This window comes from Bifidobacterium sp. B4142 (genome assembly GCF_026537325.1).
GTDB lineage: Bacteria > Actinomycetota > Actinomycetes > Actinomycetales > Bifidobacteriaceae > Bombiscardovia.
The window spans coordinates 368673-390684 of the sequence record NZ_JAFNMJ010000002.1 but is presented as its reverse complement, the minus strand read 5'-3'; the positions used below and the strand labels follow the sequence as shown (position 1 = coordinate 390684).

At 61.4% G+C, this 22012-nt stretch carries 20 protein-coding genes and 1 tRNA gene; 4 read left to right on the top strand and 17 right to left on the bottom strand.

From position 1 onward, the window contains the following. Positions 1–409: 409 nt before the first annotated feature. The 3 genes from J3U06_RS06100 (at position 410) to J3U06_RS06090 (ending at position 3983) form a co-directional block, all read left to right on the top strand. A complete protein-coding gene (locus J3U06_RS06100; protein ID WP_198203898.1) occupies positions 410–1405 on the top strand; it encodes an ADP-ribosylglycohydrolase family protein in 996 nt (331 codons plus the stop codon). Between the two features lie 153 nt (positions 1406–1558). After that, on the top strand, positions 1559–3025 hold the full coding sequence (locus J3U06_RS06095; RefSeq protein ID WP_267444614.1) for a purine-cytosine permease family protein: 1467 nt from the start codon (positions 1559–1561) through the stop codon (positions 3023–3025). Continuing rightward, complete coding sequence (locus tag J3U06_RS06090) at positions 3018–3983, top strand: PfkB family carbohydrate kinase (RefSeq protein ID WP_267444613.1); 966 nt, start codon at positions 3018–3020, stop codon at positions 3981–3983. The genes J3U06_RS06095 and J3U06_RS06090 overlap by 8 nt, the downstream gene beginning before the upstream one ends. 92 nt (positions 3984–4075) lie before the next feature. On the opposite strand, the gene J3U06_RS06085 is transcribed toward J3U06_RS06090, so the two are convergent. The 12 genes from J3U06_RS06085 to glyA form a co-directional block, all read right to left on the bottom strand. Then, a complete protein-coding gene (locus tag J3U06_RS06085; protein ID WP_267444612.1) occupies positions 4076–5161 on the bottom strand; it encodes a glycerol dehydrogenase in 1086 nt (361 codons plus the stop codon). 128 nt (positions 5162–5289) lie between these two features. Beyond that, a complete protein-coding gene (locus J3U06_RS06080; RefSeq protein WP_267444611.1) occupies positions 5290–6216 on the bottom strand; it encodes a hypothetical protein in 927 nt (308 codons plus the stop codon). 74 nt (positions 6217–6290) lie between these two features. Continuing rightward, positions 6291–7031, bottom strand: a complete 741-nt coding sequence (locus J3U06_RS06075) for a histidine phosphatase family protein (protein WP_267444610.1) — start codon at positions 7029–7031, stop codon at positions 6291–6293. Beyond that, positions 7024–7500 carry a ribosome silencing factor gene (gene rsfS, locus J3U06_RS06070; RefSeq protein WP_267431177.1) on the bottom strand — a complete coding sequence of 159 codons (477 nt, stop codon included), beginning with the start codon at positions 7498–7500 and terminating at the stop codon, positions 7024–7026. Before rsfS ends, J3U06_RS06075 begins: the two co-directional genes overlap by 8 nt. Before the next feature lie 41 nt (positions 7501–7541). Continuing rightward, positions 7542–8918, bottom strand: coding sequence for a bifunctional UDP-N-acetylglucosamine diphosphorylase/glucosamine-1-phosphate N-acetyltransferase GlmU (gene glmU / locus J3U06_RS06065; protein WP_267400263.1), 1377 nt, complete (start codon positions 8916–8918; stop codon positions 7542–7544). A 14-nt stretch (positions 8919–8932) separates the two neighbouring features. Then, positions 8933–9730, bottom strand: coding sequence for an HAD-IIA family hydrolase (locus J3U06_RS06060; protein ID WP_024627950.1), 798 nt, complete (start codon positions 9728–9730; stop codon positions 8933–8935). A gap of 67 nt (positions 9731–9797) precedes the next feature. Then, positions 9798–9868: transfer RNA gene (locus tag J3U06_RS06055), tRNA-Gln, on the bottom strand. 82 nt (positions 9869–9950) lie between these two features. Then, complete coding sequence (locus J3U06_RS06050) at positions 9951–10967, bottom strand: ribose-phosphate diphosphokinase (RefSeq protein WP_029676331.1); 1017 nt, start codon at positions 10965–10967, stop codon at positions 9951–9953. A 103-nt stretch (positions 10968–11070) separates the two neighbouring features. Beyond that, complete coding sequence (gene nadD, locus J3U06_RS06045; protein WP_198201328.1) at positions 11071–11751, bottom strand: nicotinate-nucleotide adenylyltransferase; 681 nt, start codon at positions 11749–11751, stop codon at positions 11071–11073. 5 nt (positions 11752–11756) lie between these two features. Next, complete coding sequence (locus J3U06_RS06040) at positions 11757–12314, bottom strand: phosphoribosylglycinamide synthetase (RefSeq protein WP_267444609.1); 558 nt, start codon at positions 12312–12314, stop codon at positions 11757–11759. After that, positions 12311–13624: a glutamate-5-semialdehyde dehydrogenase gene (locus J3U06_RS06035; RefSeq protein WP_416378942.1), complete on the bottom strand. Its 1314-nt coding sequence runs from the start codon at positions 13622–13624 to the stop codon at positions 12311–12313. Before J3U06_RS06035 ends, J3U06_RS06040 begins: the two co-directional genes overlap by 4 nt. Positions 13625–13743: 119 nt before the next feature. Beyond that, positions 13744–15051, bottom strand: coding sequence for a serine hydroxymethyltransferase (gene glyA / locus J3U06_RS06030; protein WP_267431175.1), 1308 nt, complete (start codon positions 15049–15051; stop codon positions 13744–13746). A 202-nt stretch (positions 15052–15253) separates the two neighbouring features. Between glyA and thrC the strand changes: the two genes are divergently transcribed. Continuing rightward, entirely contained in the window at positions 15254–16735 is a 1482-nt protein-coding gene (gene thrC / locus J3U06_RS06025) for a threonine synthase (RefSeq protein ID WP_267444607.1), read from the top strand. Between the two features lie 17 nt (positions 16736–16752). Here the strand turns inward: thrC and J3U06_RS06020 are convergent, their stop codons facing one another. From J3U06_RS06020 to J3U06_RS06000, 5 genes are all read right to left on the bottom strand, one after another. Next, positions 16753–17469 carry an ABC-2 transporter permease gene (locus J3U06_RS06020; protein ID WP_267431173.1) on the bottom strand — a complete coding sequence of 239 codons (717 nt, stop codon included), beginning with the start codon at positions 17467–17469 and terminating at the stop codon, positions 16753–16755. Next, a complete protein-coding gene (locus tag J3U06_RS06015; RefSeq protein WP_416378941.1) occupies positions 17466–18422 on the bottom strand; it encodes an ABC transporter ATP-binding protein in 957 nt (318 codons plus the stop codon). Before J3U06_RS06015 ends, J3U06_RS06020 begins: the two co-directional genes overlap by 4 nt. A gap of 22 nt (positions 18423–18444) precedes the next feature. Next, a complete protein-coding gene (locus tag J3U06_RS06010; RefSeq protein ID WP_267400086.1) occupies positions 18445–18852 on the bottom strand; it encodes a GntR family transcriptional regulator in 408 nt (135 codons plus the stop codon). 442 nt (positions 18853–19294) lie between these two features. Further along, complete coding sequence (locus tag J3U06_RS06005) at positions 19295–21067, bottom strand: DNA repair protein RecN (protein WP_267444605.1); 1773 nt, start codon at positions 21065–21067, stop codon at positions 19295–19297. Next, the gene (locus J3U06_RS06000; protein WP_254477102.1) at positions 21067–22005 is read right to left on the bottom strand and encodes an NAD kinase; all 939 of its coding nucleotides are present in this window, start codon (positions 22003–22005) and stop codon (positions 21067–21069) included. Before J3U06_RS06000 ends, J3U06_RS06005 begins: the two co-directional genes overlap by 1 nt. Positions 22006–22012: the final 7 nt, after the last annotated feature.

Below are 22012 nucleotides of genomic sequence, written 5' to 3'. Positions count from 1 at the left end.
CCCGACCTATTAACAACCACCCAACACGCTTACAGCCACAAGGCCAAACCCCCAACATAAACAACGCGTTTAGTTCCTATAGCCCACCCATGCCGAAGCCAAGATTAGGACACCCCGACAAACTCCGTTACGGCATCAAGGGATAATCTTCGCCAATCACTGTCGGCAATCTATAGAACCCACACCTCGATCAAATCTTTAACCTCGACTAACCAGCATTGTTTTTATCTCCCACCTAACAGGATAGAGCTCGCTCAGACTCCCATTCTTCATTGTGAATCATGCTTGCCACAACCTTTGTGCCGACAAACCTCCAAGGGCCTTACAATTATTCTGATTAAAAATGTCGCAGTCTATCTGCAAACAGATTCATGGGCTCATCGCAACGACTCTGGAGGCTTGCACAACAATGACCAGAACTGAAAAGGGCGCACTGGGCGCACTTACTGGGCTGTCCTTGGGAGATGCGCTGGGCATGCCCACGCAGAGCATGAGTCCAGCAGCCATCCATGAGGCCTACGGCAGGGTTGACACCCTTCGTGATGCTATTGCGGATCAGCCGATCGCTCCAGGTATGCCTGCGGGATCTGTGACCGATGACACCGAGCAGGCACTGATTGTCGCAGAGCTGATCATCGAGGGCAGAGGACACATCGATCCCAAAGAGTTCGCTAAGCGCCTTCTGGCCTGGGAGGACGGCATGAAGTCACGCGGATCACTGGACCTGCTCGGGCCATCCACCAAGCTGGCCCTGGAACAGGTTCGCCATGGCGCGGACATCATGGCAACAGGAAGGACCGGCACCACCAATGGGGCGGCCATGCGAGTCGCCCCGGTAGGGATAGCCAACAGGCCCGAAGACACCAGACGGCTGGCCAATCGCATCTACGAGTCCTGCCAGGTCACCCACGACACGGTCGCAGGCTTTCAAAGCGCAGCGCTGATCGCTACGACAGTCAGTCTGGGACTTGAAGGAATGACCGTTCGCCAGGCACTGAATGAGTCCTTGCGCCTGGTACCCGCCATGGAAACCGCCGGAGCCTGGACACCCAAGGCATCGGTTCCCGCTCGGGCCCGCCAGGCAATACAAGTGTCCGAAGAATTCAGCGATGAGGACGACTTCGAACGCCACCTCATCGAAGACTGCGGCACTTCGGTGGAGGCCAATGAGTCTGTGGCAGCCGCTTTTGCCCTGGCCTGGAGATTCGCCGACGATCCCCAATCGGCTCTATTCGTCGCGGTCAACCTGGGCGGCGATACGGACACCATCGCTGCCATGACTGGCGCAATGACCGGCGCATGCACCGGCCCCGAGGTGTTCGACCCTGCACTCTGCTCCCAGGTGGCTTCGGTATCTCACCTTGACCTGCAGAAAACTGCCCGTGGCCTGATTACCCTAAGGTAAAGCGCAAAACGGATACGACAGAATCCTTCAGGAATACAAGAATATAAAATCCAGTCAACCCTGAGATCATGGGGTCCACCCAGACCACACCACAGGCCTGACCAGACAATCCATCGCTGCATCCAGTACATCGTGAGTCAAAGGAGACAATCCATGTCAACTGCACCAAAAGAGGGCACCATCCTCTCCAGAGTTGAGCAAAGGGGCATCGAACCCGTGCCCGAGGATCAGAGGAACGGGTCGCCCGGTCAGCTCTTCTGGGTCTGGTTCGCCGCCAACATCTCGATCCTGGGAATCCCTCTGGGAGCTACCCTGATTGCCCAGGGCCTCAACCTCTGGCAGGCCGTGCTCGCCACGACCATCGGAGCCTTCGGATCCTTCGCACTGGTCGGCATCATTTCCATAGCCGGCAAAAGAGGCGGCGCCCCCACGCTGACCCTGTCCCGAGCCATTTTCGGCGTCAGAGGCAATGCGGGCCCCACACTGGTGGCTCTGCTATCCAGGCTGGGCTGGGAGACGGTGAACACGATGACTGGCGCTTTTGCCCTGCTCTCCCTGATCGCCATCATCTTCGGCACATCAGCTGATGCCAAGCGCTCCCCCTTCCTGACCTTCGTCTGTATTGCCGTCTTCGTAGCCTTGACCGTGGTGGTCTCGGCCGCAGGCCACGCCTTCATCCTCACTGTGCAGAAGTGGGCCACCTGGATATTCGGAGCCCTTACCCTCTTGGTAGCCATCTATCTGGCCACGACCGTCGACTGGTCCTCCTTCATCGGCAATGCCCCCGGGTCAGCCAGCGCCTTCCTGATCGGAGTCGGCACCATAGCCGCAGGGACGGGCATCGGCTGGGTCAATTCCGGCGCAGACATGGCCCGCTACCAAAAGACCTCGGTGAAATCCGGCTCTCTGATCCTGACTGCAGCAGCCGGCGCCGGCATCCCCCTGGTCGTGGTTATCGGCCTGGGATCGGTCCTGACAGCAGGCAACTCCACCATTGCCTCCGCCGCTGATCCGGTCGCCGCGGTTCGAAGCGCCCTGCCCGCCTGGGTTTCGATCCCCTATCTGATTGCCGCCTTCGCTGGGTTGCTCATGTCAAACAACCTGTCCGTATATTCGGCCGGCCTGACCACCATCACCCTGGGCATCAGAATTCCCCGCGTCTATGCGGTCGTCGTCGATGTGGTGGTGACCACCTGCGGAGCCCTGTACTTCACGCTGGGCTCCGACGGATTCTACGGCCCCTTCGTCACCTTCATCTCCCTCTTGGCAGTGCCGCTGAGCACCTGGGCAGGCATCTTCCTGTCAGATATGATCTTCCGCAAGCGCTACGATTCGGACGGCCTTCTGAATCTTCAAGCCGATTCCCCATACTGGTACTGGCACGGCATCAACCTCCCGGCCATCGTCAGCTGGCTGGTGGGGATAGTCGTCGGCTTCCTGTTCGTGACGGCCCAGGTCTCCAAGAACGAGGTCTGGTTCTCAGGACCGCTGGCCGGCAGCTTCCTGGGCAGGAACGGCCTGGCATGGCTGGTATCCCTCCTGCTGGGAGGAATCCTCTATGCCATTTTGCACCTCCTCTCCAAGGACTCCGTGGCGGTGAGGAGCAGCAGTAATGACTGAACCCAGCATCCTTCATCTCGGTCAGGTGGTGATTGACCTGAGCATGAACATCGACCACCTCCCGGAACGCGGCGGGGACATTTTCGCCAGGCGAACCGCCATAAAGGTCGGCGGCGGATACAACGTGATCCAGGCAGCCAGGCGGATGGGGGCACCCATAGCCTACATGGGGGCGATCGGCACAGGTCCGATGGCGGACATGGCCCGTGGAGCCCTTGCTGCCCTGCAGGTTCCCGCACAAGGGCCTGTGCTGGATAACTGTGACACCGGATACTCGGTAGCCATGATCGAACCCTCGGGTGAACGCACCTTTGTGTCGGCGAGGGGCGCAGAGACCCGGGTACCGGAGGGCACCTACGAAAGCATGAATCTGGTTCCCGGTGATGTCATCTACCTGAGTGGGTATTCCTTCTGCCACAAGGACAACACCCGAAGCCTGCTCGGTTTTGCTGAGAAACACCAGGGCGAAGGATTTCCGGTGCTCTTCGACCTGGGACCCATGGTGGCCGATATTGCATTGGATGTTCTTGATGCGGTCAACGGTCTGCATCCTATCTGGTCCCTCAACGAACGCGAGGGACCAATCCTGGCGAAACGTCTGGGGTGCCAACCCGAAACTGGCGACGTTACTGAGTTGGAATCCCTCTGCCGCTCGCTTTCGTTGAGACTGGACAGTCCGGTGGTTCTCAGAGCCGGCGCCCGCGGTGCCTGGTACTGCCAGCCCAAGGATGCAATGCAGAGCCAGTACATTCCCACCCCGCAGGTCCATGCCATAGACACCAACGGTGCAGGCGATGCACACTCGGGTGTCCTCTGCGCGGGCATCTTCCAAGGTCTGCCCATTGAGGAGGCCCTGGTGCTGGCCAACTGTGCAGGAGCACTTTCCACTACCCAGCGGGGTCCAGCCACATGCCCAAGTGAAGAAGCCATACGAAAGGCCGCCAGCTCCCTGCAATGATGACCGGAGCAAAACCGGAGGAAACAAAGGCGGCCGCCAACTTCATGCCGACGGCCGCTTGGCCTCTCAACGAGGGACCAGAGAATGGCGTATCAGAACTGTTTGCCCAGCTGATCGGCTGCACGCAGGGCGTGAGCCACATCGGTGGGGGTCACCTCGAAGGGCATGTTACCCATGGTCTCGTCAGGACCGCAGGCATGTTCGCCAACCTTGAGCAGATCCTCCTCGCTGGCCTGGCCGATGCCGATCTGCTCCAGGGAGGTGGGCAGACCCACACTGCGGAAGAAGTCATAGACCCCACGGGTCTCCTTCAGGGGCCAATCCTCAAGGACCAGCTGGGCCAAGGTGCCGAAGGCCACCTTTTCGCCGTGCAGCATGGAGTGGGTGCCCTCCAGGGCGGTCATCCCATCATGGATGGCGTGGGCTGCAGCCAGGCCGGAGCTCTCGAAGCCCAGACCGCTCAGCAGCGTATTGGCCTCGATGATCTTCTCCAAGGCGGCTGTGCGGACACCGGCCTTGGCAGCGGCCACGGCCTTGACCCCATCCTCCAGCAGGGTGTCGCGGCAGAGACGGGCCAGGGCGAAGGCAGCCATGGTGGCGTGTCCCCCGGTCATGGTCACCGCGTTCGACTGCACGCAGGCGGCTGCCTCGTAATAGGTGGCGAAGGCATCGCCCAGTCCTGACACCAGGAAACGCACCGGAGCCTTGGCAATGACGTCGGTATCCATCAGGACCACGTTGGGGTTGGCAGGCAGGGGCAGGTAACGGTCAAAGACGCCCTCGGGCGTGTAGAGCACGGACAGCCTTGAGCAGGGCGCATCCGAGGAGGCTGCCGTGGGCACAATCATGACCGGCAGGTGGGCGAAGTGGGCCACAGCCTTGGCGGTATCCAAGGTCTTGCCGCCGCCAATGCCGATCACCGCGTCGCTGTCGCCCAAATGGGCACGATGGCGGTCGATTTCCTCCATGGAGCACTCGCCGCCGAATTTCATCAGTTCGTAGGGGATCCCATCGTGCTCAAAGGAGGCGACAATGTCGTCGTGGTAGAGCCCGTCGATGACCGGGTCGACGATCAGATGGGCGCCCTTGGTGCCCAGAGCCGCGTATTCTCCAGCCAGCTTTCCCATGGCGCCCTCCTGCTGAACATAGGAGCCGGGAGAGCACAGAACCTTGCGCATACATACACCTTTCTCATCGCTGATCCCGCCTTCGGGACCAGGTCCTTAGTGACGAGCCTCTTGGCCCGTCTGAAAGTGACCCTAGTCACATTACATGGTGAGATGGGTGTGCCGCGCCGGGCGACCGGTCAGTTATGAGGCAAGGAATTGGTCGTGCTCGTCGGCGACGACTGGGGTGTGGGAGCCGTACTTGAGGGGCTGGGCGTGGAGCCTGTCGCGTCGGCAGAGGGCGAAGGCGAGCTCGTGGGGTTCCCTCCCTGCTGTTGACCTTGCCCGGATCCCTGTTCGTTGCCTTGGTGCTGATTCGTTCCCGAAGGCTGATTCTGGGGGGCACCCGGGGTCGCCTGGTCTTCAGGCTGCTCAGTACGCTGTGCAGGCTTGGAGGGGGTCTCTTCCTCCTGGCTGGGGGTTACCTGGCTGGTCGAAGGGCTGACCACGTTGCGGACCACCTTGTCGGTGCCTTCTCCTTTGGTCAGGGCATTGATGGCCAGGGCGGACAGCAGCACGGCCACCAGAGCGCTGACCACGGAGACGATGATGACGTTGCGGCGGCGCTGATCCAGTTTCTTTTTGCTGGTTGCCGCAATGGGGGCCGCATGGGCCCGAGGACCATTGTTGGACGAAATGGTTCTGCCGGTCTTGGCTGCCGTCTTTTCGCCACCGACAGGAGGCATGACCTGCGTGGATCCATCAACCGGCGCCATGACCTGGGTGGACCCGTCGGCAGCACCGCTGGAATCGTCCGAAGCGCCTTTCCCCTGTGCCGGCAAGACCCTGGTCTGCCCATCAGCGGCTGAATCGCTGTCCGTATCCGTCTTGGAATCGTCATCATCCTGGTCGGCACCGCCAACCACGGACTCCTGCAGCTTTTGGCCAGAGGCTTCCAAGACATTCTTGTAGATCTGCGAGGCCACAGCAGAGACGATGGAACCGATGGCTACGCCGATGATGGATCCCGCCACGCCGATCTTGGCGGCCAGCCAGAAGGAGGTCATGGCTGCAAGAGCGCCGGCGACGATCTGCGCCCAGGAAATGTCATGAAAGAACTGCTTCACTACGACCCCTTTTGATCCAACGGCTGGTTGCTGCGCTCTTATGGTAGCTGGTCGTCATGGCGATCCTGTGATGGTCAGTCGGTCTGAACCAGCCCTCGGGGATTGTCCCAGTCCCCCCGCATGGCGATGGCAGGACCGCGATTGTAGTCGATCATGGACCAGCGCAGACCGCCGTCTGGCAGGTCTCGTGGCATCAGTCGCGCCCAGTGGGCATTGCGCATGGTGACCAGACCCAGGTATTCGCGATATTCACTGGCCATGCCCAGCAGAGCCTGTAGGGCCTGGGCTATGAAGGACCCATGGGAGAAGACCATGAGATCCGTATCCGGACCAGCCCGATGAATCCAACGATTCAGGGTTTCCAGACCGCGCTTACCTACCTGTGCCTTGGTCTCGGCACCGTGCAGCAGCTCTCCCCCGGCACCCCGGGACCAGGATTCATAGTCCTCGGGCCAACGTTGACGAACCTCCTCGGCGCTGGCTCCCTCCCACTCGCCAAAGCTGCGCTCGCGCAGCCCGGGATCAAGATGGACCGTCTGGCCCAAGGGGTCGGCAAAGGCATGGGCGGTGGCGGCAGCCCTGCCCAGGTCAGAGGAGACCACCAGCAGGTGACGGTCTTGAGGAGCGCCATCCACGTACTCAGCCCGAAGCTCCTCGGCAGCCCTCTCCACCTGCCAGCGGCCAACACTGTTGAGGGGAATATCGATCTGGCCCTGCATCCGGTGCCCTGCATTGTATGAGGTCTGCCCATGACGGACCACGGTCATGGAGCGCACATGCCGTCCATCCTCGACGGTGGCAACCGAGTCAGTCATGGCTTTCCTGCGGATCGACGAAACGGCTGCGCAGATCATCCCCATTCAGATCGTCCGCCTTGGAGGCCAGCTGGCTATCCGGGTCATCATCGGCGAGGGTGAAGGGGTGCTCCAGCTGCAGGTCCACCTGTGGGCAGTCCTTCCAAAGCCGTTCCAGATCGTAGTAGGCCCGGGCCTGCTTGTGCATGATGTGGATGACGAAATCACCGTAGTCCAGCAGAACCCACTGGGCCTCCTGGACGCCCTCCCGCGAGCGGGGATCCAGGTTCTTCTGCAGATGGAGCTGCTTCTCCACCTCCTCGGCGATGGCCAGGACCTGACGTTCGTTGCTGCCGGTGGCCACCATGAAGATATCGGTGATGGCGATGGGCCGGGAGACGTCGAAGGCCACGATGTCCATGGCCTTGACATCGTTGGCAGCCCGAGCGGCCACCCGGACCGCGTCGATGGATTCCTGCAATGCTGGCACTTGTCACGCCTTTCCTTGTTGTGAAGCCGATGCTCTCATGGTTACCGCTCCCAGGCAGGCTTCCAGTCCGGAACCTGATGCTGGTCATTGGTGGAGTAGACCATGGCTCCGTCCTCGACCGGATGGCGGATGACCGATCCGGCCCCGGTCGTGACCCCGTCGCCCACCTGGACGGGTGCCACGAAGAGGTTTCCTGCGCCCACATGCACCTCCGACCCGATCTCGGTGCGGTTCTTGTGCACGCCGTCGTAATTGGCCGTGATGGACCCACCGCCCACATTGCTGTCGTGGCCTATGTGGGCATCGCCCACATAGGAAAGGTGGGGCACCTTGGTCCCGTGGTCGATGGTGGCCTTCTTCATCTCCACGAAGGCCCCGGCCTTGGTGTCCTCGGCAAGGACGTTGCCGGCCCTCAAATAGGTCCATGGGCCGATGTTGGCCCTGGCCCCAATCCGGGTCTCCTGCACGCGGGAACGCTCCACCCTGGCCTGCGGCTCGACGATGGCATCGATCAGGGTGGTATAGGGCCCGATGACCGCGTCCGAGGCGATCTCGGTATGACCCTGCAGGAAGCATCCGGGCAGAATGACGGCATCCTGCTGGACGACCACGTCGTCCTCGATCCAGGTGGTGGATGGATCCAGGATTGTCACCCCCTGGCGCATGAACTTGTGGCAGACCCGCAGGTTATGGGCCTTGGCCAGATCAGCCAACTGGATTCTGTCGTTGACGCCTTCGACCTTGAGCGGATCAGGAGCGGCGAAGGCTCCCACCCGGCCCAAGCGACGGGCTGTCTCCAGGGCATCGGTCAGATAGAACTCCCCCTGGGCGTTGCTGTCGTCCAGGCCACGGACCGCCTGTCGAAGCAGATCAGCCTCGAAGACGTAAACGGAAGTGTTGACCTCCTTGACGGCCAGCTCGGTGCCGGTGGCATCCCGTTGTTCGACGATGCGCAGGACCCGTCCATCCTGGTCACGAATGATGCGGCCGTAACCGGTAGGGTCGTCCAGATTGACCGTCAGCACGGTGGCCCCATCACCGGAATTGACATGATAGTCGAGCAGGCTTTGCAGCGTGTCCGCGTCCAGCAGGGGCATGTCCGAGGCCACGATCAGCACCTGACCGTCATGCCGAAGCTCCCCATCCAGCTGGTCTACGGCGCACTGAACCGCACGCCCTGTACCCGGTCTGCTGTCTTGACGGACGATACGCACCTGGGGATCGTAGGACCGTGCGGCCTGCGCCACCAGGTCGGCCTGATGATGAACCACCACGGCAGTCAGCTCCGGATTCAGGGCGGTCACCGAAGTCATGACTCTCTGCAGGAAGGTCTTGCCAGCCAAGGTATGCAGAACCTTGGGGTGGGCCGAGTGCATGCGAGTGCCCTCGCCTGCGGCCAGGATGATGCCAGCGGTCAGCGTCTGCCCGCCGCTCAAAACTCCACCACCCCGCTCTCGGCGATGTCGATCAAATCCTGAATGGAATCCACCACCTGGTCAGGGCGGTAGGGGAAGGTCTCCACCTCGGATCGTGTGGTGATGCCAGTCAGCACCAGGAAGGTGTTCAGGCCAGCCTCGACTCCGGCCACCACGTCGGTGTCCATTCGGTCACCGATCATGGCCGTGGTCTCTGAGTGGCCGCCAACCCTGTTCAGGGCCGTGCGGAACATGATGGGATTGGGCTTGCCCACGAAGTAGGGCTCCCGGTTGGTGGCCTTAGTCACCAGGGCCGCCACAGCGCCGGCTGCCGGCAGAACGCCGTTCTCACTGGGGCCGGTGGCGTCAGGGTTGGTGCAGATGAAGCGGGCGCCGCCCAGGATCAGACGGATTGCTGTGGTGATGGACTCAAAGGAGTATGTCCGGGTCTCGCCCAGGATTACATAGTCCGGATTGATGTCGGAAAGAATGAACCCGGCCTCGTGCAGGGCCGTAGTCAGCCCAGCCTCGCCAATCACATAGGCCGATCCCTGCGGCATGGTCCGAGACACGAAGTCGGCGGTGGCCAAGGCTGAAGTCCAGATCCGATCCTCGGGCACGTCGATGCCCGAACGACCAAGGCGGGCCGAAAGGTCACGTGGGGTGTAGATGGGATTGTTGGTCAGCACCAGATATTGGCGGTTGTTGCGCTTGAGGGTGTCGATGAATTCGGCAGCTCCGGGCAGGGCCGTGTTCTCGTGCACCAGCACGCCGTCCATGTCGGTGAGCCAGGTTTCGATCTTCTTGACTGCCAAGACAGTTCCTTTCGGTTGGTCACCGACCCCAAGGAGGCCGTCTCCGACCGGAATCGGCGAGCGTAAGCTCCCCCACCTGGATTCGAACCAAGACTAAGGGTTCCAAAGACCCGTGTGCTGCCTTTACACCATGGGGGAAGGGCGGAACTCCTGAGGCCCCGCCAGGTTTATTATGCCACAGCCGGACGATTACGCCACGCCATGCCGGGCAGGCAAGGCTTTAAGCGAAGAGGAAGCCCTGGCCGTGATGAGCTGGATACGTATCGAAGAGCCGGGCCACTGAGCCATCCTCAAAGACCGCCTTGATGGCCGAAGCCAGCAGGGGGGCGATGGACAGCACAGTCAACCCATCCCAACGCTTCTCCTGGGGGATGGGAACCGTGTCGGTCAGAATGACCTCCTTGGCCTGGCAGGACTTGAGACGTTCCACGGCGGGTCCGGACATGACGCCATGGGTGGCCACGATGGTGATGGAATTGGCGCCAGCCTCATCCAGCACATTGCAGGCCTCAGCGATGGTGCCGCCGGTGTCGATCAGATCGTCCACCAGCACGCAGTCCAAGCCGCGCACGTCGCCCACCACCCGATGGGCCACAGCCTTGTTGGGCTGGGTGATGTCACGGGTCTTGTGGATGAAGGCCAGGGGCACGCCACCCAGGCGTTGGGCCCACTGCTCGGCCACCCGGATGCGGCCGGCATCTGGCGAGACCACGGCCACCTTGGACAGATCCATCCGGTCGCGCACATAGTCCACCAGCACAGGCATGGCAATCAGGTGATCCACAGGCCCGTCGAAGAAGCCCTGTGACTGGGCAGCGTGCAGGTCGACCGACATGATTCGATCCGCACCGGCCGCCTTGAGCAGGTCGAACATGAGCCTGCAGGAAATGGGCTCGCGCCCCAGGTGCTTCTTATCCTGACGGGAGTAACCCAGGAGCGGGCAGACTGCGGTGATGGATCGCGCCGAGGCCCTCTTGAGGGCATCGATCATGATCAGCTGCTCCATGATGGACTTGTTGACCGGGTCGGAATGGGTCTGCAGGACGAAGACATCCGCACCACGCACCGACTCCGTATAACGCACATACATCTCGCCGTTGGCAAAGTCGTAGGCTGTCGTCTCCAGGACGTCGATGCCGAGCTGATCGGCCACGTCCGCCGCGAGTCTGGGATGGGTCCGGCCTGTGACAAGTATGAGATTTTTTCCTGGTCTGCCTTTGAGTATCGCGCTCACCATATCTCCAAACGTTGTTTTCGCTGAAGCGGACAGCCTCCATAATAATGGCGCGCGCTGACACAGCCGAGCAGTCCGTGTTGACGAGTCAGGCGGAATGCAAAGCTCAGGAAGCTGAGCGGTAGAGCCCGTGCTTGTTGATGTACTGCACCACCCCGTCCGGAACCAGGTACCAGACGGGCATGCCCCGGGCCGAGCGACGGCGCACATCCGTGGACGAGATGGACAGGGCCGGAATCTCCAACGTATCCACCCGCTGGGCAGGCACCTGAAGGTCGTCCAGGCTTGAGGAGTAGCCGGGCCGGGAGACGGCCACGAACTTGGCCAGATCCCACATCCGGTTGGCATCCTTCCAGCGCATGATCTCGGCCACGGCGTCCGCCCCGGTGATGAAGAAGAGGTCGCTGTCGGGGCGCATCCGCTTGATGTCGCGCAGGGTGTCCACGGTATAGGTGATGCCAGGCCGCTCAATATCCACCCGGGAGACCGTGAACTTGGGGTTGGAGGCCGTGGCGATCACGGTCATCAGATAGCGGTCCTCGGCATTGGTCACCGTCTTGTTCAGCTTGAAGGCCGGGCGGCCAGTGGGCACAAAAATGACCTCATCCAGGTCGTAGACCCAGGCCACCTCCGAGGCTGCCACCAAGTGGCCATTGTGAATAGGGTCGAAGGTGCCCCCCATGATCCCCACCCGGGGTCGGCGGTTATGGTGGGCAGGCCTACAGGCCCCGTCAATATCTGATGGCTCCTGCCCGGATTCCCCCTCCTTGGACAGCTCAGACATCATCCGGTTCACGCCTGCTCGCCCTCCCGTCTGGCTTTCGAGGCGTTCTCCTCGTTCTCAGACTTGGCCTCTTGGCGCATCTGCTCGGCGCTGGGGTTGACCCGGTCGGGATCGATCCGCTCCATGTCGGCATTCCACTCCTCCTGGACCACCCGGCGAATCTCGGAGTAGGTGGGCAGGGGGAAGCCCGGCTGGTAGGCCCGACGAACCTGGGCCACGCATCCGATGATGGCTACCAATGAATCGGACAGGTCGGCGATGCGCCCCTCCTGCTCCTGTTTGCGGAAGACCGGCACTCGCTCCTCCATGACGGTGATGTCATGCCTGACCTGGTTGAGCTGGTCCTGGTCCAGGTCGTACACATCATCGGCATGCTCGTCAGGCCAGCCAATCAGGACAGCGTCGGCGTACTCCAGGCAGGAGCGCTGGTCTGCATCCGGGATGCCGTCCTCGATTTGGACCAGAAAGACGTACCGCAGCAGGCTCAACCGCTCTGAAGCCACCCTCAGCCAGATGCGCGGATTGTCGTGCTCGCGCTGGAAGAGCTCTTCGATCTTCTCATTCACGGCCGCACCTGCCCCCTGCCGTAACCGATCCACTTGGTGGTGGTCAGCTCCTGCAGACCCATGGGTCCTCGGGCATGCAGCTTCTGGGTGGAGATGCCCAGCTCGGCGCCCATGCCGAACATGCCGCCATCGGTGAATCGCGTTGAGGCGTTGACCATGATCACTGCCGAATCCACCCGACGGGAGAACTCCTCCACGGCCTCGTAGTCCCGGGCCAAGATGGCCTCGGTATGACCGGTGGAGTGACGGTTGATGTGCTCGATGGCCTGATCCAGGGAGTCCACCACGCGCACCCCTATCTTCAGATCCAGATACTCGCGGTCCCAGTCGGCTTCCTCTGCGCTGACCAGCAGTTCTTCAGGCAGACCATGCCCGGCCAGGATGTCCATGGAGACTGCGTCTAGGCGCAGCTCGACCTGGGCCTGCGTCAGCGCTTGGGCCACACGGGGCAGGAATTCAGCGGCCACATCCCGGTGGACGATCAGTTTTTCGGCGGCGTTGCAGACGCCCACCCGCTGGGTCTTGGCGTTGATGATGATGGGAATGGCCTGGTCCATGTCCACCGAGCGATCCACGTAGATATGGACATTGCCAGCCCCGGTCTCGATGGTGGGCACAGTGGCCTGCTCAATTACGCTGCGGATCAGCCCCCGGCCACCCCTGGGCACCAACAGATCAATATGACCGCGCGCCTTCATCAGAGCCTGGGCCCCCTCGCGACCGTATCGATCCACGGAAGCCACCAGAGCCGGATCCAACCCCTGCTCACGAAGCACCCCGCCTATCAGCTCCACCAGCGCGCGATTGGTGCGCTGGGCCGCGTGCCCCCCTCGCAGGAGGGCCGCATTGCCGGACTTGAGGCAGAGGGCCACCACATCGATGGTGACATTGGGCCGGGCCTCGTAGATCATGGCCACCACGCCGAGGGGAACCCGCACCTGATTGAGCCGCATGCCGTTGGGCATGTCATGGCCGCGAACCACCTCGCCAAGCGGATCGGTCAGTCCCGCCACCATGCGCACGCCACGGGCGGCGTCCGCAATACGAACCTTATCCAAGCGCAGACGGTCAATCAGACCGGCGCTCATTCCTTCTTCGAAAGCCTGAGCGCAGTCCTGCTCATTGACTGCGGCAATCTGCTCAGCCTGATCGATCAGCGCATCGGCCAAGGCCAGCAAGAGGGCGTTCCTTGTCTGGCCGGTCATACCTGCCAGACCTGCCTGTGCAGCCGCCGCAGCATCGGCCATGGCGCAGACCCGATCAAACACATCCTGGCGATCTGAGTCGTCGTTTTCACTCATGTTCGTCAGATCCTTTCGCCCTCACGGGCCTGCCAGACCCATATTCTGTACCGATTGTAACCCTCAGCGGAGGCAATGACGACAGGAGGAGGGAGGGCATTGCTGCACCTCCCTCCTCCAAGTGCCGATCAGTGGGTCTGATCCAGCTCGGGATAGAGCGGGAAGGCCTCGACCAACCGGTCCACCCGGGCCTTGAGGGCATCCAGATCAGCCTGGGGACCCTGGGCCAGCGCAGTGCCGATCACGTCGGCCACCTCCTCGTACTGGGCCGGGCCGAATCCACGCGTGGCCAGGGCGGAGGTTCCGATGCGCAGACCGGAGGCCACGGATGCCGGGCGGGGATCGAAGGGCACCGTATTGCGGTTGACGGTGATGCCGATCTTGGCCAGCAGATCCTCCCCCTGGCGGCCGTCCATCTCGCTGTTGCGCAGATCCACCATGACCAGGTGGACGTCCGTCCCTCCAGTGAGCACGGTGATGCCGTTGTCGGCCACATCCTTGGCCATCAGGCGCTCAGCCAGGATCTTGGCGCCCTCCAGTGTGCGCTCCATCCGCTCCTTGAATTCAGGCGTGCCGGCCAGCTTGAAGGCCACAGCCTTGGCGGCGACCACATGCATGAGCGGGCCGCCCTGGTTGCCGGGGAAGACCGAGGAGTTGAGCTTCTTGGCATACTCCTTACGGGCCAGGATGAATCCGGATCGGGGTCCTCCCAGGGTCTTGTGGGCCGTGGAGGAGACCACATCGGCATAGGGCACCGGGCTGGGGTGCAGGCCGGCTGCCACCATACCCGCGAAGTGCGCCATATCCACCCAGAACTTGGCTCCCACCTCATCGGCGATTTCCTTCATGGCTGCGAAGTCCTCGATGCGCGGATATGCGCTCCACCCGCCGATGATCAGGGCTGGATGGGTCTCCAGAGCCCGCTGGCGGATGATCTCGGGCTCAATGCGGAAGGTGTCCGGATCGACCCCGTAGGATTCGGCATGGTAAAAGCGCCCGGAGAAGTTGATCTTCATGCCGTGGGTCAGGTGACCGCCATGATCCAGGGCCAGACCCAGCACGGTGTCGCCGGGCTTGATCAGTGCCTGGTAAACGGCGGCGTTGGCCTGGGCGCCCGAATGTGGCTGGACGTTGGCGTACTCGGCGCCGAACAGGGCCTTGGCGCGGTCCCGGGCCAGGTTCTCGACCTGATCCACCCACTCGCAACCCCCGTAGTAGCGTCTGCCAGGATAGCCCTCGGCGTACTTGTTGGTCAGTACGGATCCCTGAGCCTGCAGGACGGCTTTGGGCACGAAGTTCTCTGAGGCGATCATCTCCAGACCACCGCGTTGACGCTCCAACTCTCCATCCAGCAGTGCAGCGATCTCCGGATCCACCTGCGAGATCGAAGAGTTCAGGACATCGTAGGATTGCTGTACCGGGTTCTCTTCGACCATGGGTCACTCCTTTGTCTATAAGGTCCAGCCTCGGATACAGGGCTGGTGGGCAATACTGTACGCTATGCCGGCCCCTGGCAGGCCCTGACGTCCATAGACGGTTTCCTCCGCGAGCCGAGCAGAGCAATGGTTCTGACCCCCGCGCAGGGTAGAATGCCTTGGTAATAATCTGTTCAGCGACATGGCGGAGGGGCAGGCAACCATGAGCACATACCACAGCACCCGAGGCGGCAAGGAGCAGCTGCCGTCCAAGCAGGCCATCAGACGAGGCCTGGCTCCTGACGGCGGACTCTACGTTAGCGATGAACTGGACGCCGAGATCATCGACCCTGCCTCGGTAGCCGGCCTGGACTACAAGAGCACGGCCAAACTGGTCCTTTCGAGTCTGCTGAGTGATTACTCTTCCCCAGAACTGGACTCCTGCCTGGACGCAGCCTACGGAGAACAGTGGTCCGATCCGGCAATCACCCCTCTGGTGGATCTGGGCGGCAACGACTTCGTACTGGAGCTCTTCTGCGGACCCACCTCGGCCTTCAAGGACGTGGCCCTGCAGCTTCTGCCAAGACTGATGGCCCTGGCCGGGGACGATGGCGAACGGATCATGGTGCTCACCGCCACCTCCGGTGATACGGGCAAGGCGGCGCTGGCCGGATTCGCAGATGCGCCGGGCACAGGCATCACCGTCTTCTACCCGCAAGGCAAGGTGAGCCAGATTCAGCGTCTGCAGATGGTCACCCAGCAGGGCGGCAACCTGCGGGTCTGTGCGGTTCGGGGCAATTTCGACGATGCCCAGTCCACAGTCAAGTCCATCTTTGCCGACGCTGACCTGGCTCGCGAGCTGGACGAGAAGGCCTCGACCGTTCTCTCATCGGCCAACTCCATCAACGTAGGCCGCCTGGCCCCGCAGGTCGTCTACTACTTCCGGGCCTACGGGTCCCTGATGGAACGGGGAGTGATCAGACCTGGGGATCCGGTCGAGTTCTGCGTGCCCACCGGCAACTTCGGCGATGTGCTGGCTGGATACTATGCCAAGATGATGGGCCTTCCAGTGGCTCGCCTGACCGTGGCCTCGGACCGCAACCGTGTCCTCAACGACTTCCTGACCACAGGCGTCTATGACCGCAACCGCCCCTTCTACACCACCACCTCCCCCAGCATGGACATTCTGATATCCTCCAACCTGGAACGGATGCTCTACTACATGGCCGACGGCGACACCAAACTGATTGCCTCGCTTATGAGCGATTTGGAATCTACGGGACGCTACCAGGTGCCTGATGCCCTGATGACCAGAATCCGCGGGCTCTTCTCCTGCGGCTGGGCCGACGAGGACCAGGTGGCATCAGCCATCGGCAACTGCTGGGAGAACCGGGGATACCTGATCGATCCGCACACGGCCTGCGGTTACCAGGTCATGACCGGGCAGACCGACCGGGATTCTGCCGTGCCCCGGGTACTGCTGTCCACGGCCAGTCCTTACAAGTTCCCCAGGGTGGTCTGTCAATCCCTGGGTCTGGAGACCCCGGACAGCGATTTCGACTGCATGGACATCCTGGCCGAGGCCACCAACACCAGGCCCCCCAAGGCTCTGCGCACCCTGGAAAACGCACCTGTGCGCTTCCAGGACTGCATCGATCCAGGGGACATGTCCGACTACGTCCGCCACGCGGTCATGCAGTCCTGAAGCCTGAGCGAATCGGCTCAGATCTCCTTCCTGACATAGACCTTGCGAGATAAGACTATCGAAACCATTTCAACCGCCAGAATCAAGGCCAGCCCGAGGAGCACTGGCCGCCACAGGTCGGATGTCAAAAATTGCATGATTGAATTCCAGAAGGTCCCCCAGTCCACGGGCAGCAAACTGCCGATAAGGACCATGATGGGTACCAAACCAAGAAGCGCCAGGAAGACTATCATTGCCTTAACTGGTTCCAGCCAATAAAACAAGGGCGTAGCTACTGCAAAGAGTAAAGATTCCAACAGGAACAACCCCAGAGCAAACAAGACAGTATCGTGCCAATGGTCCCGACCATGCAAAAATGAATCAGTAGTGTAGAAGAAAAATACTGCATAGCCGCAAGACTGAACCAGAACCAGCAGAATTACAGCGGCATAGCGTCCGAATACCTGGTGATCACGTGTTATGGGCAGCAGACCGTTCAACCGAATTGCCATATTGTTGAAATCGGCGAACAAGCCGAATACTTGGCCCACAATCAGTCCGATTCCCATGCCGGCCACTGCTCCCGTCAAGGCGGTCCTTGCATCTTCCCCATCATTGCCTGTCAGGGCCATGACTAGGTTCAGCAGGATTCCGATGCAGGGCACGGACATGTAAATCAGCACACCAACCCAAGGTCTCCCTGTTCCTGAGAAACGTTGCATGTCCAACCTGATCTGCTTGGCTATCGCCTTCATGACTCCATCTCCTTATTCCTGTCGGTCGCGGAAGGTGAGCCCGCGGTCAGTCTGATGATGTTGTCGAAGTCGGCCCGCTCTACCAGGTAGCGGCCATCCGAAGGCTCCACGGCGGCAGGAGAAGCCGATGCCAGAAAATCCTTCAAGCGTTCAGTAGGAACCAAAGCCTCGAAACCCGTGGCGGAACGCTGCAAGCCCATCAGATGCGGCATTTGTGCTCTAGCCAAATCGTCCGGCCCTCCTCTCACTATCTGGAAAGCCTCCATCAACTCATCCTTGGGGCCGGTGTAGAAGACAGACCCTCGATTGATGTAGGTAACGAAATCAGCCACCCGTTCAAGATCCGCAGTGATGTGCGTGGAGAACAGCACGGAATGACGACCGTCACCGATGTAGTCCAGCAGAATATCCATGAGCTCGTCCCTGGCCAGGACATCCAGACCACTGGTGGGCTCATCCAGAATCAAGAGCCTTGCGTCGTGGCTGAGGGCGACAGCCAGCATCAGTTTCATCTGCATGCCGCGGGAGAGCTTGCCGATTTTGCGGTTTTCTTGCAGACCGAACCGACGCAGATAGTCCTGATAGCGATCACTGCTCCAAGAGGGATACATGGGTGCCATCACTGGCTCGACGGCCTTGACCTTCCACGCCTCAAGGAAATAGATGGAATCGAAGACCACGCCCAGATCCGCTTTGACCTCCTCCTCCTGACTCGAGGGATCGCGGCCCAGAATGCTGATTGCTCCGCTGTCTCGACGGGTCATGTTCAGCAAGAGCCGGATCAGGGTGGATTTGCCTGCACCATTGGGGCCTATCAATCCCATGATGTAGCCCATGGGCAGGTCCATGGTGACCTGCTGCAGGCGGAATCCCGTGCCGTCAGCCTTGACGTAGCTTTTCCCCAGGTCACTGACGCGCAGGGCATAGTCGACCTCTTCACCGGAAGTTGTCATCGGCGGTGATGCACGCATACTCCTATTCCTTTCCTTCTTCGGACGCGGGTGCAGAACCCCTGTTGCCGAGCAGGCCGTCGAGCAGGCCGCGAATCCGGTCCGGCTCCATGCCGGCCCGACGAGCCGTATCGACTGCCTCCCCCAGCAGGGACTGCACTCGGTTCTCCAGATGCTGCCGCATGACCTTGTCGCCGCTGTCGGCCACGAAGGTCCCCTTGCCTTGGATGTTCTCCACCAAGCCCTCTTGGGCGAGTTCGGTATAGGCGCGGGTCACGGTCAGCACGGACACCCTGAGCTCCTGCGAGAGATGTCGCAGAGAAGGCAGTCCCTCCCCCGCTTTCAGGTCTCCGGTCAGGATGGCCGAACGTATCTGGTCCTCGATCTGCCGATAAATCGGCTGTCCGGACAGGGATGAGATGATCAGCTTCATCCAAGCCCCTTTCATTGATTGTCAGCACGACCCTGGCTGAGCTGTGCCGGTGTTCATATATACACTATAACAGTTTAGCCATGAAGACAAACGCTCCAATGATCTGCTGAGGTCATGATTCACAGATTCGGTGGAACAGCGCTGTGGTACAGAAATCCCGGCCGACCACAACTTCGAACAAAATCCATTTGGAACAGGTCAACGCCGTATTGCTCATACCGAGGGCGGATACGGTGTCATCAACGAAAATCCAGCATAATCGTTGCCGCACGGCCATCAGCTGCCGATTGCCTACAGCTATGGCATCAGGATGAAAAGCAAAGGAATGATGGATATGGAGCACACAGCAGAACGGTTGCAACAGACAACAAAGTCGCTGAAACTTGTCACAGCCGTCAAATCGACGGACTTTGGCACGACAAAGTGCAGGTGGCAACCAGACTTATCGGTGCTGGAGTCTGCTGGAGGACAGAAGCTCTCGGGCGTGCTTTAAGGAGGTTGCGGACTCGCTGCCGGCCAGCATCCGGGCGATCTCCCGCTCTCGGTCTTTGCCTTCTACCTGGTGGACCAAGGTCTCTACGGCATCGCCACCCTCCCGGCCCTTGGCTACGACGAACTGGCGATCGGCCCAGGAAGCCACCTGCGGCAGGTGGGTGACCACGATCACCTGGGCAGTGACCGCCAACCGGGACAGACGGCGACCCAGCTCGACGGCAGCCCGACCACCGACTCCGGCGTCCACCTCGTCGAAGATGAAGGTCATCGCCGGCTCGACGACCTGGGTACCAAGGCCAGTACGCCCATCGCCAGGTCTGTCAGGTCCCGGTGATGTCCGACTTTCAGCGGCCACCAGCTCCAGGGCCAGCATGAGTCGGCTGAGTTCGCCGCCCGAGGCGCTCTTGCCCATGGGCAGAAGGTCCGAACCTGGATATGGTCTGAAGAGAAAGTCGATCTGATCCAGACCATGCGCGTCCATAGCCTGGTCCTGGCGTGGTCTGACACGGATCTCCAGCCCAGCGCCCGCCATGGCCAGGGAGCGCAATTCGCCGTCGACAAGATCGCTCAGCCTTCGTGCAGCCTTGGCCCGTGACGCAGACAGAGCCCGGGCAGCCTTCAAGGCGGTTCCGCGAAGCTGCTCAACCTGACCTTGGAGCTCATCCAGCTTCTCGGGTGAGGCATCCATGTCCTCAAGCTCAAATGCAGCCTTCTTGCGCCAGGCCAGAACATCGTCGATGTCCGGCCCCCAGCGTCGGGTCAGCTCATCCAGATCGTGAATGCGAGCATTGATCTTGTCCAGATCGCTCTCCTGGCCTTCGTCGTCCAGCTGGCTGCTCAGGGTGAAGACCAGGTCAGACAGGTCTGCATTGAGCGCGCGCAGCCGCTGGGCCGACTCCTGAAAGACCCCCTCCACACCGATGCCCTCCAGGGCAGCAATGGCCCGCTCAACCAGAGCCGTGGCCGATGGCGCGTCGGCGTCAGGGTCGATCTGGCCGGAGTCCAGGGCAGACAGTGCAGCCATGACGCCCTGACTGATCTGGGCAGCGTGCTCGATCCTGTCCCGCTGAGCCTTGAGTTCACGATCCTCGCCGGAATGGGGGTCGACCCGGTCGATCCGGGCGATGGATTCGCGAAGATAATCAGCCTGAGCCATAGCACCGGACTGCTGATTGCGCAGCTCCTCCAGATGGTCCTGGGCCTGTCGGTACTGCCGGAAGGCCTTGGAAAAGGCCTCCAGCTGCGGGCCGTCACCGGCATAGGCATCCAAAAATTCGCGCTGCCGGGCCGGACTGGCCATACGCATCTGATCCGCCTGGCCATGGACGGTGACCAGCATGCCAGCCACCTCCTCCAGCAGACCACGAGGTGCCGTCCTGCCGTTCAGGGCGGCACGGGAACGCCCCTTGACAGGCATGGTCCTCGCCAGAAAGATCTGCCCCTCATCCTCCAAGGGCAGACCAGCCTCGGTGATGGCAGCGGTCACTGGATTCTCAGCTCCCGCTGTTCCGGCATCAAAAATCCCCTGCACCCAGGACTCACGGGCTCCAGGTGACACCAGTTGGGGGCGGGCAGTGGACCCCGAGATCAGCCTGATGGCGTTGAGCAGCATGGACTTGCCAGCCCCGGTCTCCCCCGTGATGGCCGTCATGCCAGCAGCAGGCCGCAGCAGGGCATGATGGATGGGACCCAAGTCTCGTACTTCCAGCTCTTCCAGCATCAGTGCTCCTTGTTCGACTCCTGCGACTCCCCCTGGCCCTGTCCATTCGCAGCTGCCGAGGGGCGATGCTGCTCCCTCCAGCCGACCACCGGCAGATCGAACTTGGAAACCAGCCGTCTGGTGAAGGGCACCCCGGACAGCCTGGCCAGCCGCAGAATATCGTGGGACTGCCGCACCACGATGCGGGACCGCTTGGGCACTGGCCGCTGACGGCGCCCGTCATTGCAGATCCAGCCGGCCGACTGGGAATCACCCAGAATATCCAGGGTGAACTGCGACTTTGGACCGATGATCAGAGATCGGGCGAAGAGGGCATGGGCAGCTATGGGCACCATCTGCAGCGACTGCGCATCCGGCCAGACGATGGGCCCGCCCACCGAAAAGGCATAGGCCGTCGATCCGGTCGGGGTGGCCACAATCATGCCGTCGCAGCCGAAGGAGCTCATCTCCACATCGTCCACTCGGACCGATACCTCGATCATCTTGCCCCGATCATATCGTTCCAGGGTCATGTCGTTGAGGGCCCAGTCGCTCAGTGGTCGATCGGCCCCGGGTATCCACAAGTCCACATGGGCCACCATGCGCTCGTCGATGGAGTAGTCATGATCAGCCACCCGGCGAATGGCCTCCCCTATCTGGAAGCTCTCGAACTCCGCCAGGAACCCCACATGACCCAGATTGACCCCCAGGATGGGGACCTCGGTGCCCTTGACCAACTCTGCAGCCCGCAGAATGGTTCCATCGCCGCCTAGGACGATGACGATCTCGGTGTCGTCAGCCACCTGCTGGCTGGGACTGCCAAATTCCGGGGCGGCGATGTTGTCGACAATCGAGACACGGAATCCGTCCCGGCGCAGCTGCTCTTCGACCTCATCCACCAGGTGGCCGCTTGCCCGGACCCGGCTGTGCGTGACCACGACAGCGCTACGAGCACCCATGGGCCCT

Bases quoted from the DNA above. Each gene is read 5' to 3' on its own strand.
- J3U06_RS06015 (WP_416378941.1), bottom strand. From the start codon at position 18,422: ATGACAACTTCCGGTGAAGAGGTCGACTATGCCCTGCGCGTCAGTGAC.
- J3U06_RS06000 (WP_254477102.1), bottom strand. From the start codon at position 22,005: ATGGGTGCTCGTAGCGCTGTCGTGGTCACGCACAGCCGGGTCCGGGCA.
- J3U06_RS06050 (WP_029676331.1), bottom strand. From the start codon at position 10,967: ATGGTGAGCGCGATACTCAAAGGCAGACCAGGAAAAAATCTCATACTT.
- nadD (WP_198201328.1), bottom strand. From the start codon at position 11,751: ATGATGTCTGAGCTGTCCAAGGAGGGGGAATCCGGGCAGGAGCCATCA.
- J3U06_RS06010 (WP_267400086.1), bottom strand. From the start codon at position 18,852: ATGAAGCTGATCATCTCATCCCTGTCCGGACAGCCGATTTATCGGCAG.
- glyA (WP_267431175.1), bottom strand. From the start codon at position 15,051: ATGGTCGAAGAGAACCCGGTACAGCAATCCTACGATGTCCTGAACTCT.
- J3U06_RS06075 (WP_267444610.1), bottom strand. From the start codon at position 7,031: ATGACTGACTCGGTTGCCACCGTCGAGGATGGACGGCATGTGCGCTCC.
- J3U06_RS06085 (WP_267444612.1), bottom strand. From the start codon at position 5,161: ATGCGCAAGGTTCTGTGCTCTCCCGGCTCCTATGTTCAGCAGGAGGGC.
- J3U06_RS06090 (WP_267444613.1), top strand. From the start codon at position 3,018: ATGACTGAACCCAGCATCCTTCATCTCGGTCAGGTGGTGATTGACCTG.
- J3U06_RS06020 (WP_267431173.1), bottom strand. From the start codon at position 17,469: ATGAAGGCGATAGCCAAGCAGATCAGGTTGGACATGCAACGTTTCTCA.
- J3U06_RS06100 (WP_198203898.1), top strand. From the start codon at position 410: ATGACCAGAACTGAAAAGGGCGCACTGGGCGCACTTACTGGGCTGTCC.
- thrC (WP_267444607.1), top strand. From the start codon at position 15,254: ATGAGCACATACCACAGCACCCGAGGCGGCAAGGAGCAGCTGCCGTCC.
- J3U06_RS06095 (WP_267444614.1), top strand. From the start codon at position 1,559: ATGTCAACTGCACCAAAAGAGGGCACCATCCTCTCCAGAGTTGAGCAA.
- J3U06_RS06005 (WP_267444605.1), bottom strand. From the start codon at position 21,067: ATGCTGGAAGAGCTGGAAGTACGAGACTTGGGTCCCATCCATCATGCC.